Origin of the sequence: Carnobacterium inhibens subsp. inhibens DSM 13024, assembly GCF_000746825.1 — a bacterium.
GTDB classification, from domain to species: Bacteria; Bacillota; Bacilli; order Lactobacillales; family Carnobacteriaceae; genus Carnobacterium_B; species Carnobacterium_B inhibens.
On sequence record NZ_JQIV01000006.1, the window covers coordinates 2,415,515 to 2,431,349 of the forward strand.

A 15,835-nucleotide genomic window follows, 5' to 3' on the forward strand; every position below is an offset into this window, starting at 1 on the left:
GATGGCAAAAATACAAGAACTTTCAGATGTGTTGGCTAATCAAATTGCCGCTGGTGAAGTAATTGAACGACCTGCTTCGGTAGTAAAAGAACTTGTTGAAAATGCAATGGATGCAGGTAGTAGCCAAATTGACATTCTTATTGAAGAAGCTGGATTAAAAAAAATACAAGTTATCGATAATGGAATAGGTATTGAACCAGAAGAAGTTGAAAATGCATTTAAGCGGCATGCCACTAGTAAAATTTACTCAAGAGATGATCTTTTTCGGATTCGAACGTTAGGTTTTCGTGGAGAAGCTTTGCCAAGTATCGCTTCAGTTTCAGAAGTGACATTGGAAACATCGACGGGTATAGAACGAGGAACATATCTTTCTTTAAAAGGTGGAAAAATTATTGAGGAAAGATCAAACGAAGCAAGAAAAGGAAGTAAAATCACTGTTGAGAACCTTTTTTTCAATACACCTGCACGGTTAAAGTATGTAAAAAGTTTGCAAACCGAATTATCTAATGTAACAGATATCGTGAATCGCTTGGCTATCAGTCATCCAAATATTGCTTTTCGTTTAGTCCATGATGGAAATCAATTGTTAAGGACAGCTGGCAATGGAGATCTAAAACAAACATTGGCAGGCATATATGGAGTAGCTACAGCTAAGAAAATGAGAGAAATAAAAAAAGAAGATTTGGATTTTAGACTGTCGGGATACGTTTCTTTACCAGAACTTACAAGAGCCAGTCGGAACTATATGTCTATTATCATTAATGGACGATATATTAAAAATTATTTATTAAATAAAGCTATTATCTCGGGTTATCGTTCGAAACTAATGGTTGGACGTTACCCAATTGTAGCTATTGAAATTGAAATGGATCCTTTATTAGTGGATGTAAATGTCCATCCTACCAAACAAGAAGTTCGTATCAGTAAAGAAAATGAGTTAATGAAGCTGATTGAATCAGCTATTTATGAGACTTTAAGCAAAGAACAGTTGATTCCAGATGCTCTAGGAAACTTGTCTTTTAAAAATAAAAACAATGTTCCAGTAGAAAAGAATGAACAAATAGCTTTTGAGTTTAGTCAAGAAAGACTAAGCAGAAATAATGAAAAACAAGTGTATGAACAAAAACAATCATTATCTTCTTATTTTTCAGAACAGCAAGCTGGACCATTTGAAGAAGAAAGAGACCAAGATACTGAAACTGGTCAATTCTCTCTAAATGAGAAAGATTACGATCCAATTTTGAATGAAATACCAGAAGAAAATAGCAACAATGAATCATCTACAGAAATAGTAAGTGAATTGATGGATTTCCATCAAGAATCTCCTTTAAAAACAGCTGAAAAATTAATGGAGAAAAAAGTACAAACGGCTGATTCTCTTAATCAATTCCCTACACTTGAATATGTTGGTCAAATGCACGGAACTTATTTATTTGCACAAAATGAAAAAGGGCTGTATATTTTAGATCAACATGCTGCTCAAGAAAGAATCAAATACGAATATTTCAGAAAAAAAATTGGCGAAGTCAGCAATGATTTACAAGATTTATTAGTGCCTATTATGTTGGACTATCCAAACAGTGATGCAATAAAGATCAAAGAGAATATTGAAGCTTTAGAAACAATTGGTATCTTTTTAGAACCTTTTGGTCAAAATAGTTTTTTATTGAGAAGTCATCCTGTATGGTTTAATCATGGTGAAGAAGAATCAATCGTAAAGGAATTGATTGATTTACTTTTGGAACAAGGAAGCATAAGTGTTGCTAAATTTAGAGAAGCAACAGCTATAATGATGAGTTGTAAAGGTTCAATTAAAGCTAATCATTATTTAAGTGATGCTGAAGCTAGAGCTTTGCTGAGAGATTTAAAGGTAACTGAAAATCCTTATAATTGCCCACACGGAAGACCAGTGTTGATCCATTTTACCAATAAAGATATGGAAAAAATGTTCAAACGGATTCAAGATCCTCATTGAATCACTTAATCAAATTCAATAAATTGTAGCAAGTCCCTAAAAAGTGTAAAATAAAAATAGAAACAAAAAGGAGGATTTTCATGAATAGCTATGATAAAAATGAATTGAAAGATAAACTTACAGATATTCAATTTGAAGTAACTCAAAATGAAGCTACTGAACGTCCATTTACTGGAGAGTATGATGATTTTTATGAAGATGGTATTTTTGTAGACGTTGTAAGTGGAAAACCGTTATTTTCTTCAAATGATAAATACGATGCTGGATGCGGTTGGCCATCTTTCACAAAACCGATAGAAGAAAAAGAAGTTATTGAAAAAATGGATACAAAATTTGGCATGCGTCGTACTGAAGTAAGAAGTTCAGAAGCAAACTCTCACCTAGGCCATATTTTTACAGATGGTCCTCAAGACAAAGGCGGATTACGTTACTGTATCAATTCAGCAGCTTTAAGATTTGTACCTGTTGATAAGTTAGATGAAGAAGGATACAGCAGTTACCGTAAATTATTTGCTTAATCAATTCTGTAAAATTTAAGAAGCACTCTCTGACTGTTTCAACAGTTTAGAGGGTGCTTATGTTTTTTTACAAAGGCTTTTTTTGGCAGCAGCTCCTTTTATGGAAGCAAATGTGGTAAAATAAATAGCGAACAGGTGTGCCTTTTTACATCTAGAAAAATGATAGAATGAGTGAATGGAGAAATAATATGTATGAATACATTAAAGGTACTATAACGTTTGTTAACCCTGCTTATATTGTCCTTGAAACGAATGGAATAGGATACCAACTATTTATTGCTAACCCGTTTCGTTTCTCAAGTAAATTAAACGAGGAAGCAACAATTTATGTTCATCAAGCAGTTCGAGAAGATGCTATTACTTTATATGGTTTCAAGGATTATACTGAAAAACAATTGTATTTAAAATTGCTTAGTGTTTCAGGAATAGGTCCAAAAAGTGGATTAGCTATTTTAGCAAATGATGATCACCAAGGTCTAGTACAAGCAATTGAAAATGAAGATGCAGCGTATTTAACTAAATTTCCTGGAGTAGGAAAAAAGACTGCTTCACAAATTGTATTAGATTTAAAAGGTAAGTTAGCTGATTTGACCCTTACTCAAGCAGAAAATACGGCTGACTATCAGCAGGAATTAGTTTTGACAACTAATTATAACCATGTTACTGAAGCCGTTGAAGCGTTAGAGGCATTAGGATACAGTGCGAAAGAAATCAAAAAAATTGAACCACAAATTCGCAAATTAAATAAAGAATCGACAGATGCTTATTTACGAGAAGCTTTACGACTATTGATGAAGAAATAAGCGATAAGCAAATGAGAAAAGTGGTGAAAAAAATTGAATCCAGAAGAACGAATCATTTCAGGCGATAGCAGTACGACAGAAGAAATTTCGTTAGAAAAATCATTACGGCCACATTATCTAGAAGAATATATTGGCCAAGAAAAAGTAAAAAGAGAATTATCTATTTATATAGAAGCAGCGAAAAATCGTGAAGAAGCGTTAGATCACGTTTTACTTTATGGTCCTCCTGGGCTAGGGAAAACAACTATGGCAATGGTCATTTCAAATGAAATGGATGTAGCTATACGAACGACTAGTGGACCTGCAATCGAGAAAGCAGGAGATCTAGTTGCTCTTTTGAATGAATTAGAAGCTGGAGATGTCCTTTTTATTGATGAGATCCACCGGATGCCAAGGCTAGTTGAAGAGATGTTGTATTCGGCTATGGAAGATTATTTTGTAGATATCATTGTAGGACAAGGGCCAACAGCGCATCCGGTTCATTTTCCTTTGCCGCCATTTACCCTTGTGGGTGCAACTACAAGAGCAGGGCTTTTATCTGCACCATTGCGTGACCGTTTTGGTATCGTGTCACACATGGAATATTATACAGTAGAAGAGTTGAGCGATATTGTTTTGCGTTCTGCTGATATCTTTAATACTGAAATAATCGAATCAGGTGCAGTCGAAATTGCTAGGCGTTCAAGAGGAACTCCTCGTGTAGCCAATCGCTTATTAAAACGTGTAAGAGACTATGCACAAGTACAATCTAATGGCGTGATCAAAAAAGAAATAGCAGATGAGGCATTAGCTATGTTGCGGATCGACAAAGAAGGGTTAGATTTTGTTGATCAAAAATTATTAAAAACGATGATTGAAAATTATCATGGTGGTCCGGTCGGATTGTCTACGATTGCAGCTAACATTGGCGAAGAAATTGAAACAATTGAAGATATGGTTGAGCCTTATTTGCTGCAAGCTGGCTTCCTTCAACGGACCCCTCGTGGAAGAATCGTAACTCATTTGGGCTATACTCATTTAGGTTACCCTATTACTTATACAGATTAGGAGTATGAATATGTTAACAACGAAAGATTTTGATTTTGATTTACCAGAAGAATTGATTGCTCAAACACCTTTAGAAAACCGTTCAAGTTCAAAATTATTAATTTTGGACAAAGAAACCGGTAAAGTAGAAGACAAGCACTTCACCGATATTCTTGATGAATTGCATGAAGGTGATGCATTAGTAATGAATGATACACGTGTATTGCCTGCACGGTTATATGGAATAAAACCAGCAACAGGCGCACATCTTGAAATATTATTATTAAAAAACACAGAAAAAGATCAATGGGAAACGCTTGTTAAACCAGCTAAGAAAGCTAGAGTAGGTGATGTCATTTCTTTTGGAGATGGAAGACTGACTGCGACTGTAATAGAAGAACTAAACCATGGAGGAAGAATCATTGACTTTTCTTACGATGGTATCTTCTTAGAAGTTTTAGAATCTTTAGGCGAAATGCCGCTTCCTCCTTACATCAAAGAAAGATTGGAAGATAGCGAGCGCTACCAAACTGTCTATGCAAAAGAAAATGGTTCTGCAGCAGCCCCAACAGCAGGGCTACACTTCACGCAAGAACTATTAGAACAGATTAAAGCAAAGGGCGTACAGCTCGTCTTTTTGACATTGCATGTAGGCTTGGGTACTTTCAGACCCGTTAGTGTTGATTCGATTGAAGATCATGAAATGCATTCAGAATTTTATCGTTTAACAGAAGAATCTGCCGCAGAATTAACGACTGTTCGAAAAAATGGCGGCAGAATTGTTGCTGTAGGAACAACCTCTATTCGTACTTTAGAAACAATCGGTACAAAATTTAATGGTGAATTAAAAGCCGATAGTGGCTGGACAGATATTTTCATTTCTCCAGGTTATACATTTAAAGTTGTCGATGCTTTTTCAACTAATTTTCATTTGCCAAAATCAACATTGGTGATGTTAGTCAGCGCTTTTGCAGGAAGAGAAAATGTTTTAGCAGCTTATCAGCATGCCGTGGATGAAAGATATCGATTCTTTAGCTTTGGAGATGCCATGTTTGTCAAATAAATAAAAACTAAAAAAATAGAAGTCGGCTTTTATGCCAACTTCTATTGGTTTTTAGAGAGGATATGAGTGAACCCGTAATTGGTTAAACTGAACTTCTTTTCAAAACGACATACAGTTTCTATACTACTTTGTTTAACTGCCTAGCTTTTTTAGGGTATACATCTTACTAAATGGTATAACTCTATTCAATTGTATGGGACAGTGAATCTGGTAACTCAAAACGGAATGTTGATTCTAATTGTTTCTTGTACTTCTAAACACTAAAGAAATTTAATTGATCCACTCATATGTTCATCTCTCTATCTATTTATAATATACCACAAATAGAAAGCGGTTACCAATCAAGTGGCTCGAAGTTTAAAAATTGTTTATTTTCTAAAACTAATGTGATAGACTAGTATATTGAGTGAGTACATACTTGATTTAAAAAGTATGTTGAATTTGGAGGTCAAGGTCAATTGGTAAATGTAAACGCAGAAGCATTAACAAATACTCAGCAACGTATTATTGATGCAGCATTAGATTTAGTTTCACATGTAGGATACAAAAGTACCACTACAAAAATGATTGCACAAAAAGCTGGAGTTAATGAAACCACTATATTTAAAAATTTTCAATCGAAACAAGTTTTGTTAGATACAGCATTTAAGCAACATACTAAGCAAATTACTAAAGAAGTAGATGAGTTTTTTTGTCAAAGTTTTAAGGATACAACTGATTTAATGAAACAATCAGGACGTTTTATTGCGGATATATTTGATAAACATAGGCAAATCGTCATTGGTGCCATTAAAGAAGTGGGAAATGAACAAACAAAAACAATCTTTAATTATAAGCAAGAATATATTCAACAATTATTATGCATTAAATTAAAAGAATTTTCACATGAACATTTATTAACGAATCAACAATATGAAACGGTAATTTATATTTTCAATAGTGCCATTATGAGTCTGTTAGTTGATAAAGCTAGACAAGAATATTCTGATGATGAACAAGAAATGACCGTCCACTTAGATGACGTCATTGAGTTGATCTTAAAAACATTAAGATAGATCGTACTTCTAATGTTTAACAGATAAATAACTAAAATTTTTCAGAAAAATGAAAGTAGGAATAGAAACATGCCAGAGCCAGCAATTAAATACCGATTAATAAAAAAAGAAAAACATACAGGAGCAAGACTTGGAGAAATTATTACACCGCACGGAACATTTCCAACACCAATGTTTATGCCAGTTGGAACACTAGCAAGTGTTAAAAGTCTTGCACCTGAAGAACTAGAGTCAATGGGAGCCAGCATTATTTTAAGCAATACGTATCATTTATGGTTACGCCCAGGTGAAGATATCGTAGAAGAAGCCGGTGGACTGCATAAGTTTATGAATTGGGACAAAGGTATTTTGACCGATTCAGGCGGATTCCAAGTATTTTCATTAAGTGATCTGCGAAGAATTGAAGAAGAAGGTGTTCACTTTAGAAATCATTTAAATGGTTCTAAAATGTTTTTGTCACCTGAAAAAGCGATCAATATTCAAAATAAATTAGGACCAGATATTATGATGAGTTTTGATGAGTGTCCGCCTTTTGACGAAAGTTTTGATTACGTAAAAAAATCTGTTGAACGAACAAGTCGTTGGGCTGAACGAGGATTAAAAGCTCATGCAAAACCAGACAGTCAAGGCTTATTTGGTATTATCCAAGGTGCTGGGTTTAAAGAACTTCGTCAACAGAGTGCGCGTGACTTAGTATCCATGGATTTTCCTGGATATTCAATAGGAGGACTTTCTGTTGGGGAACCAAAAGAAAGTATGAATAAAGTATTAGAATACACTACTCCTTTTATTCCTGAAGATAAACCTCGTTACTTGATGGGTGTAGGAACTGCCGATTCATTGATCGATGGTGTTATGAGGGGAGTCGATATGTTTGATTGCGTGTTGCCAACTCGTATTGCTCGTAATGGGACATGTATGACCAGTAAAGGTCGAGTGGTTATCAAAAATGCACAATATGAACGCGATTTTGGGCCTTTGGATGATAAATGTGATTGCTATACTTGTCGTAATTATACAAGAGCTTATATTCGTCATTTGATCAAAGCAGATGAAACATTCGGATTACGTTTGACTAGTTACCACAATCTGTATTTCTTATTAAATGTAATGAAAGACGTTAGACAAGCAATTATGGATGATAATCTACTGGAATATAGAGAAAGCTTTTTTGAAGAATATGGTTATAATAAACCAAACGCTAGAAATTTCTAAAGGTTTTATAAGAAACTTATTTAAGTGATAGTAAAAAGACTAGATGTTTGGTAAAGTATAGTATGTTAAGTTGTTGAAATGAAGAATGGAGTGGGAAAAAAATGGAATTAATTCTTAATTTTGTACCTTTTATTGCGATTATGGGTTTGATGTACTTTTTGATGATTCGTCCGCAAAAAAAAGCTGCTACAAAAACACAAAATATGCTAAGTGCTATGAAAAAAGGTGACTCAGCTGTTACAATAGGCGGATTACATGGAGTTATTGATGAAGTAAATACAACGAATAACACTGTAGTTCTTGACTGCGATGGTATATTCTTAACATTCGAAAAGAAAGCTATTGCTCGTGTATCAAGTAGTGAAGTGACTACTTCAGTAGAAGATCTTGGTACAAATACACCACAAAACACATTAGAAGAAACTAATGATGAAGAGCTTTAATCTTTAGCACTAAAGTAAGTTGAAAGGGTGTTGTCAGGAAAAACTGACGGCACTCTTTTTTGATGCAAAAGTTGTATTTTAAAAAAAAATATGGTACTTTGATTTAAAGTCTGACAGTGAGAATACATAAAAAATAAGAACAGATGGTTTAAAAAAGGAGTGTATGCTATTGATCAATGAATTCTTTACTTACTCTACAAAGTACGAGCCGTGGTTAAAGTTAAAGATCCGGGAATTTAATCAATTAGGATATCATCAAATAAGTGAAGAAGATTTATGGAATTATATTGCAAGCTTCTGTTGGAAAAAAAAGATTCCAACCCATTACTATCAACAAATCAATGATATCATGAAAATTACTCCTAATCATTATTTAGATTACGCTGCTGTAGAAGCTCAAGTTTACAAAGTTACTTCACTTGATGAGATGGATTTAGAAGATTTATTTTAAAGGAGATCAGGATAATTATGCTGATTTCCTTTTTATTCGTTTTTTTTGTGAATGTTTTAATTTAGTGAAATTATGTATTTTGTTGGATGTATAATAATTATATTTTGTGATAAATACTTTAAAATAGACATTTTAAAAGGGTTTTCGTTCATTGGAAAAAGAAATCATAATCTTTTCTTTACAAATAAAAAGAAATAAAGTATGATTATTGTGAAATTGATAACAATAAATGGAGGTTTTAAAATGATGGAAGCTAATACGAAAGAAAAAACGAAAGTAAATAAAAAAAGTGAGTTAAATAACTCAAATAGTGTAGCAATGGATATTGATCAATTAGTAGATCAAGGTCGAAAAGCATTAGCGGTTTTAGAAACATTTGATCAAGAAAAAGTAGATTTTATTGTTCACGAAATGGCAATGGCTGGTTTAAATGAACACATGCCTTTAGCTAAAATGGCTGTTGAAGAAACAGGCAGAGGAATCTATGAAGATAAATGTATTAAAAATATGTTTGCAACAGAATCAATCTGGAATTCAATAAAAGATAATAAAACAGTTGGAATCATTAGTAAAGACAGCCAAACTGAGCTCATAGAAGTAGCCACACCAGTCGGAGTAGTCTGTGGGGTAACGCCTGTTACTAACCCTACTTCAACAACAATGTTTAAAGCACTTATCTCTTTAAAAACGCGTAATCCTATTATTTTTTCTTTTCATCCTAGTGCTCAAAAATGTTCAGTAGCTGCAGCTACTGTTTTGAAAGAGGCAGCTATAAAAGCAGGGGCACCAGAAAATTGTATTCAATGGATCGAAAAACCTTCGTTAGAAGCTACAAATAGCTTAATGCAACATCCAGGTGTTGCTATCGTATTAGCAACTGGTGGAGCTGCCATGGTGAAATCAGCCTATTCAACTGGTAAACCTGCTTTAGGAGTTGGGCCAGGAAATGTTCCAAGTTATATTGAAAAATCTGCAAAAATCAAACGTGCAGTTAATGATGTTATTGCTTCGAAAACATTTGATAATGGCATGATATGTGCTTCAGAACAAGCTATTATTGTAGACAAAGAAGTCTATCAAGAAGTAAAAAATGAATTCCAAAAACACTCAGTTTATTTTGCAAAACCAAACGAAGTAGAAAAATTTGAAAAATCCGTGATGAATGAGGCAAAAGTGGCAGTTAATCCCGATATTGTTGGACAAGCTCCGTACACGATTGCTGAATTAGCAGGTGTTAGCATACCCAAAGAAACCAAATTGATTGTTGTAGAACTAAATGGAGTAGGTAAAGATTACCCATTATCTCGTGAAAAGTTATCTCCAGTACTTGCAATGGTGAAAGCTGAAACAACGGACCATGCCTTTGAACTTTCTCAACAAATGTTAGAATTAGGAGGACTAGGTCATTCAGCAGCTATCCATACTCAAAATGATTCTCTTGCTGAAAAATTTGGCGAAGCAATGAAAGCTTGTCGTATATTAGTGAATTCACCAACAGCTCAAGGTGGAATTGGAGATTTATACAATAACATGATTCCTTCATTAACATTAGGCTGCGGTTCTTATGGAAAAAATTCAATCTCTAAAAATGTTACGGCAGTTAACTTAATGAATGTTAAAACAATAGCGAAACGGAGAAACAATATGCAATGGTTTAAATTACCATCAAAAGTTTATTTTGAAAAAAATTCTCTTGCTTATCTACAAGATATGGAAGGAATTGAACGCGTTTTTCTAGTATGTGATCCAGGAATGGTGCAATTTGGTTATGCTGACAAAGTAGTGCAAATGTTGATGCAACGAAAAAATAAAGTAAGTATTGAAATTTTTTCAGATGTGGAACCCAATCCATCTACTGATACTGTAAAAGCCGGAACAGAAGCGATGAACCATTTTCAACCAGATACGATCATTGCTATTGGCGGAGGCTCAGCAATGGATGCTGCAAAAGGAATGTGGTTGTTTTATGAAAAACCTGAAACAATCTTCTTTGGAGCTAAGCAAAAGTTTTTAGATATTCGAAAAAGAACGTACAAAATTCCTGATTTAACAAAGACACAGTTTGTCTGCATACCGACAACTTCTGGTACAGGCTCAGAAGTAACACCTTTTGCAGTAATAACGGATAGCGAAACACATGTGAAGTATCCGTTAGCTGACTATTCTCTAACTCCAGACGTAGCGATTATAGATCCGCAATTTGTAATGAGTGTTCCTAAATCTGTTACAGCTGATACAGGGATGGATGTGTTGACACATGCCATCGAATCTTATGTTTCTGTAATGGCCAGTGATTATACTAAAGGACTAAGTCTTCAAGCAATTAAACTAGTGTTTGAAAATTTGCGTAATTCCTACGAATATGCGACAGAAGAAGCACGAGAAAAAATGCATAATGCTTCAACCATGGCTGGAATGGCATTTGCAAATGCATTTTTAGGGATCAATCATTCTATCGCTCATAAAATTGGGGCAGCCTATGATATTCCTCACGGACGTACTAATGCAATTTTGATGCCTCATGTTATACGTTACAATGCAAAAGATCCTGCAAAGCATGCTTTATTTCCAAAATATGAATATTTCCATGCACATGAAGATTATGCGGAAATTGCTCGCTTTATGGGATTCAAGGGAAATACTACAGAAGAGTTAGTGGAATCTTTGGTCCAAGAAATCAATAAATTAGGTAAAGATGTCGGTATTGAAATGAGTTTGAGAGGTCAAGGAGTAACGACTGTATGGTTACATGATACAGTTGATGAATTGGCAGAGTTAGCATTTCAAGATCAATGTACGACGGCTAATCCAAAACAACCCTTAATCAGTGAGTTGAAACAAATCATTATTGATGCTTTTGAAGTATTAAAATAAAATATGTGAAGAAAGAAGTTAAGTTGATTATCTTAGCTTCTTTTTTTTGTATTTTAGGCTTGCAATTTAAAAAAATCAAGGTATACTTTTATTAGAAGTTAGGTTTGCCTAAAAAATAAGATAGGGGTATTTTATGACACCAAATAAAGAAGATTATTTAAAAATGATTTATGAACTTGGTGGAAACAATAAAAAAGTAAGCAACAAACAACTTGTTACACGACTTATGGTTTCTGCTGCTTCGGTAAGTGAAATGGTTACGAAGTTATTAAAAGAAGGATTCGTTGAACACGTTCCTTATCAAGGCATCCAATTAACGCAAGCTGGTCTTCAAAAAGCAAGTGCTTTGGTACGAAAACATCGTTTATGGGAAGTTTTTTTAGTAAATTATCTAGGTTATGCATGGAATGAAGTTCATGAAGAAGCTGAAGTATTAGAGCATGTAACCTCCATTGAACTAGCTAGGCGTTTAGATAAATATCTTGATTTCCCCAAAGTCTGTCCTCATGGAGGAATGATCCCTACTGAGACTGGCGTCATTAATGAAAAGGTATTGCCAACTTTAGTGGATAAGCAAGTGTATGATGTGATCAAAATAAAAAGAGTAGTAGATGAAAAAGAATTACTAGATTACTTAGCTTCACTAGAGCTAGCTATAGGTGATGTGTATAAAATAATAGATATCGGTGCTTATGAAGGGCCAATAACGCTCGAGGCAGAAGGGAAACAAGTAGCTCTAAGTTACAAAGCTGCAACTAGTATTTTTATTGAATAGGCATAGAAAGTAGGAGAAAAATGAAAAAAGTTAAGTACTCTCTTTTTGGATTAATCGTTACAGCACTTATTTTTTTGACAGGGTGTTATGATTTTAATGCAGGTCAAGACGCTGATAAATTAAAAGTAGTGACCACAACTACTATGCTAACAGATTTAATGAAAGAAATCGGTGGCGATCATGTCCAAGTGACGGGCCTTATGTCTGCCGGGGTAGATCCACATTTATATAAAGCAAGTGCAAGAGATGTTATTTTTATGCAATCTTCTGATGTAGTAGCTTATAATGGATTGCATTTAGAAGGAAAAATGGGTGAAATTTTTCAAGGATTAGAAAATCAAGAAAAAATAGTGATTTCTTTAGAAAATGGTTTAGATGAAGAAGATATTCTTTATAGCGAAGATAGCAGTACATCGATGGACCCGCATATTTGGTTTGATGTAGAGTTATGGCAAAAAGCTGCTGTTGAAGTAGCCAAAGGACTTACTTTGGCAGATCCTGATAATGAAGTAAGCTACCAAGAAAATTTAGAACTGTATCTGCTTGAACTAGAAGAGTTGGATCAATATGTTATTGATCGAGTAAATGAAATCCCAGAAAAAGATCGTATGTTAGTGACAGCACATGATGCTTTTAGTTATTTTGGAGAAGGCTATGGAGTAAATGTCATCGGACTTCAAGGATTAAATACAAATGCTGAAGCCGGTACAGGAGATATCAGTCAATTAGCTGATTATATTATTGAGAACAAGATAAAAGCTATTTTTATTGAATCATCCGTTCCAACTAGAACGATTGAGTCTCTACAAGCAGCTACAAAAGCAAAGGGTTTTGAAGTTGAAATCGGTGGAGAATTGTATTCCGATTCTCTTGGAGACAGTGAAGCAAATACAGAAACGTATATAAAAACAGTGAAATCTAATGTGGATACAATTGTAGACGCATTGAAATAAATTGAAAAGACTGGAGTGCATCAATTATGGAAAACGAAATAAGTGAAAAAGCTACAGCCATACGTTTAAACCAATTAACTGTAGCTTATGAAGCACAACCGGTTTTGTGGGATATTTCTTTTAGCATCCCTAAAGGAACCTTAACCGCTGTTGTTGGACCAAATGGCGCTGGTAAATCTACTCTGATTAAATCGTTAATTAATTTGATCAAACCCATTGCTGGAGAAGTAGAATTCACTTTTGATCAATCAACAGAAGAGGACTATAGAAAAAATAAAAATTTAGTAGCATATGTACCGCAAAATGGAAGTGTGGATTGGGATTTTCCTACCACTGTATTAGATGTTGTGGTAATGGGAAGATATGGTCACATAGGTTGGTTTAAGAGACCTAAAAAGAAGGATAAATCATTGGCAAATGAAATGCTGGCTAAAGTAGGTATGGCTGATTTCAAAGATAGACAAATCAGTCAATTATCTGGTGGACAAAGGCAACGCGTGTTTTTAGCTCGAGCATTAGTTCAAGAAGCAGAAATTTACTTAATGGATGAACCGTTCCAAGGTGTTGATGCTCAAACCGAAAAAATTATTATTCAATTATTGAAAGAATTAAAGTCTGAAGGAAAAACGATTGTTGTAGTCCATCATGATCTTCAAACCGTTCCAGAATATTTTGATGAAGTTGTGTTAATCAATCGTGAGTTGATTGGAAATGGTCCAATCGAGACAACCTTTACTAAGGAATTAATTGCTAAAACTTATCGTCAAAATCAAGCTAAACCTTGGGAGGAAGAGTAAATGAGTGGAATAAGTGCTCTTTTCTTTGATTATACATTTCAAGTAGTTGTTTTTGGTTCTAGTATATTAGGCTTATTAAGTGGTGTAATTGGTAGTTTTGCTGTGCTAAGAAAACAAAGCCTATTAGGAGATGCCGTTAGTCATGCAGCGTTGCCTGGAATTTGTCTAGCATTTATTCTTACGTCTAGTAAACAAATGGAAATTCTTTTACTTGGAGCACTTATTTCCGGTTTACTAGCGACATGGTTGATTACGGTGATTGTAAAACATTCCAAAGTTAAGTTTGATAGTGCATTGGCCCTGACAACAGCTGTTTTCTTTGGTTTTGGTTTAGTTCTAATGACTTTTATTCAAAAGAAGCCTAATTCTAACCAAGCTGGTTTGGAAAGTTTTATTTTTGGACAATCATCCACTTTGCTGGTACGTGATGTTCGAATTATGTTTATTACTGGAATTATATTATTGCTAATCGTTAGTATATTTTGGAAAGAATTTAAGTTATTAGCATTTGACCAATCATTTGCAAGTAGTATTGGATTACCTGTTTATTGGATGAATAGTTTATTAGCAACATTAACAGTGATTGTTATCGTATTAGGATTACAATCAGTAGGTGTTATTCTAATGAGTTCTCTTTTGATCGGACCTGCTGTGGCGGCGAGACAGTGGACTAATCATTTATCGATCATGGTAGGTTTAGCTGCATTTTTTGGTTGTTTGGCTGGAATAATTGGAACAGTTATCAGCTCATTGGGCCAACAGATTCCTACAGGACCAACGATTGTATTGGTTATCAGTTTGATTGTATTGATTAGTATCTTGTTCTCTCCACATAGAGGAATCGTTTGGAAACTAATTAAAAATAAACAGCAAAAGAATCATTTTGCAACTCAATTGAAGAAAGGTAGGTAATTATGAATCCAGTTATTGAAATACAACTTATTGCCGTTTTAGTGTCTGTTGCTTGTGCCTTACCAGGGGTCTTTCTTGTGATTCGAGGAATGGCTATGATGACAGATGCTATCACACATACGATTTTATTGGGAATTGTATTAGCTTTCTTTGTTACCCAAGATCTAAATTCGCCTCTATTAATTTTAGGTGCTGCTTTGGTAGGTATTCTTACAGTCTGGCTGACTGAATTAGTTCATCAAACAAAGTTGTTAGATAAAGATGCTTCTATCGGAATTATTTTTCCATTATTATTTAGCATCGCAATTATTTTAATTACTCGTTATGCTGGAGATGTTCATTTAGATACAGATTCAGTATTATTAGGAGAATTAGCCTTTGCGCCTTTTGATCGGGTCATTTTATTCGGACACGATATCGGTACACAAGCTATGTATTCCATGTCGATTATTTTAGTTGTTCTCTTACTCTTTATTGGTCTATTTTACAAAGAACTGAAATTGACTTCATTTGATGCCATGCTTGCTGCCTCACTAGGTTTTTCTCCTGTCTTGCTGCACTATGCATTGATGTCATTAGTATCGGTTACAGCAGTTGGAGCATTTGAGGCAGTTGGTTCGATATTGGTGGTAGCGTTTATGGTAGGTCCGCCCGTTTCAGCTTACCTATTAACTAATCGCTTAAGTTACATGTTAGGAATCAGTGCTGGTTTGGGTGCGCTGAACAGTATTATTGGTTTTCAATTGTCTATGTATTTTGATGCATCAATAGCCGGTATGATTGCAGTTGTAACAGGATTGACCTTTTTAGTTGTTTTTGTATTCTCACCTAAAAAAGGATTGATTCATATGTTGCAACGTAGAAAGAAACAGCAAAAAAGTTTGAAAAAAGCCCTGGAAAACCAATTAAATTAGCATTTTAAAGACGAACTCATTAGAGGGAGTCTTTTTTTTCGCCATCAAGGAATCTTGATAA

Annotated in this window: 15 protein-coding genes; all 15 read left to right on the forward strand. The window is 34.4% G+C overall.

Annotated elements, in window-relative coordinates:
* The first annotated feature begins 1 nt into the window (after position 1).
* The 15 genes from mutL (at position 2) to BR65_RS12740 (ending at position 15,774) form a co-directional block, all read left to right on the forward strand.
* The gene (gene mutL, locus BR65_RS12670) at positions 2 to 1,975 is read left to right on the forward strand and encodes a DNA mismatch repair endonuclease MutL (protein WP_034538473.1); all 1,974 of its coding nucleotides are present in this window, start codon (positions 2 to 4) and stop codon (positions 1,973 to 1,975) included.
* An 80-nt stretch (positions 1,976 to 2,055) separates the two neighbouring features.
* Complete coding sequence (gene msrB, locus BR65_RS12675) at positions 2,056 to 2,493, forward strand: peptide-methionine (R)-S-oxide reductase MsrB (RefSeq protein ID WP_023177215.1); 438 nt, start codon at positions 2,056 to 2,058, stop codon at positions 2,491 to 2,493.
* Between the two features lie 188 nt (positions 2,494 to 2,681).
* The gene (gene ruvA / locus BR65_RS12680; RefSeq protein ID WP_023177217.1) at positions 2,682 to 3,296 is read left to right on the forward strand and encodes a Holliday junction branch migration protein RuvA; all 615 of its coding nucleotides are present in this window, start codon (positions 2,682 to 2,684) and stop codon (positions 3,294 to 3,296) included.
* A gap of 33 nt (positions 3,297 to 3,329) precedes the next feature.
* On the forward strand, positions 3,330 to 4,343 hold the full coding sequence (gene ruvB / locus BR65_RS12685; RefSeq protein WP_023177218.1) for a Holliday junction branch migration DNA helicase RuvB: 1,014 nt from the start codon (positions 3,330 to 3,332) through the stop codon (positions 4,341 to 4,343).
* Between the two features lie 10 nt (positions 4,344 to 4,353).
* Positions 4,354 to 5,385 carry a tRNA preQ1(34) S-adenosylmethionine ribosyltransferase-isomerase QueA gene (queA, locus tag BR65_RS12690; protein WP_034538474.1) on the forward strand — a complete coding sequence of 344 codons (1,032 nt, stop codon included), beginning with the start codon at positions 4,354 to 4,356 and terminating at the stop codon, positions 5,383 to 5,385.
* A gap of 458 nt (positions 5,386 to 5,843) precedes the next feature.
* The gene (locus BR65_RS12695; protein WP_023177220.1) at positions 5,844 to 6,440 is read left to right on the forward strand and encodes a TetR/AcrR family transcriptional regulator; all 597 of its coding nucleotides are present in this window, start codon (positions 5,844 to 5,846) and stop codon (positions 6,438 to 6,440) included.
* A 69-nt stretch (positions 6,441 to 6,509) separates the two neighbouring features.
* The gene (gene tgt, locus BR65_RS12700) at positions 6,510 to 7,655 is read left to right on the forward strand and encodes a tRNA guanosine(34) transglycosylase Tgt (protein ID WP_023177222.1); all 1,146 of its coding nucleotides are present in this window, start codon (positions 6,510 to 6,512) and stop codon (positions 7,653 to 7,655) included.
* Positions 7,656 to 7,756: 101 nt separating this feature from the next.
* Positions 7,757 to 8,098 (forward strand): preprotein translocase subunit YajC, encoded by a 342-nt coding sequence (gene yajC, locus BR65_RS12705; RefSeq protein ID WP_034538475.1) that lies wholly within the window; start codon positions 7,757 to 7,759, stop codon positions 8,096 to 8,098.
* A gap of 163 nt (positions 8,099 to 8,261) precedes the next feature.
* Positions 8,262 to 8,549, forward strand: coding sequence for a post-transcriptional regulator (locus BR65_RS12710; RefSeq protein ID WP_034538477.1), 288 nt, complete (start codon positions 8,262 to 8,264; stop codon positions 8,547 to 8,549).
* Between the two features lie 243 nt (positions 8,550 to 8,792).
* Positions 8,793 to 11,423 (forward strand): bifunctional acetaldehyde-CoA/alcohol dehydrogenase, encoded by a 2,631-nt coding sequence (gene adhE, locus BR65_RS12715; protein ID WP_034538478.1) that lies wholly within the window; start codon positions 8,793 to 8,795, stop codon positions 11,421 to 11,423.
* A gap of 133 nt (positions 11,424 to 11,556) precedes the next feature.
* Positions 11,557 to 12,198 (forward strand): metal-dependent transcriptional regulator, encoded by a 642-nt coding sequence (locus BR65_RS12720; protein ID WP_023177229.1) that lies wholly within the window; start codon positions 11,557 to 11,559, stop codon positions 12,196 to 12,198.
* Between the two features lie 20 nt (positions 12,199 to 12,218).
* On the forward strand, positions 12,219 to 13,151 hold the full coding sequence (locus BR65_RS12725) for a metal ABC transporter solute-binding protein, Zn/Mn family (protein WP_034538479.1): 933 nt from the start codon (positions 12,219 to 12,221) through the stop codon (positions 13,149 to 13,151).
* A 26-nt stretch (positions 13,152 to 13,177) separates the two neighbouring features.
* Positions 13,178 to 13,948 carry a metal ABC transporter ATP-binding protein gene (locus BR65_RS12730; RefSeq protein ID WP_023177232.1) on the forward strand — a complete coding sequence of 257 codons (771 nt, stop codon included), beginning with the start codon at positions 13,178 to 13,180 and terminating at the stop codon, positions 13,946 to 13,948.
* Positions 13,949 to 14,860: a metal ABC transporter permease gene (locus BR65_RS12735; RefSeq protein ID WP_023177234.1), complete on the forward strand. Its 912-nt coding sequence runs from the start codon at positions 13,949 to 13,951 to the stop codon at positions 14,858 to 14,860.
* 2 nt (positions 14,861 to 14,862) lie between these two features.
* Positions 14,863 to 15,774, forward strand: a complete 912-nt coding sequence (locus BR65_RS12740; protein ID WP_023177236.1) for a metal ABC transporter permease — start codon at positions 14,863 to 14,865, stop codon at positions 15,772 to 15,774.
* Positions 15,775 to 15,835: the final 61 nt, after the last annotated feature.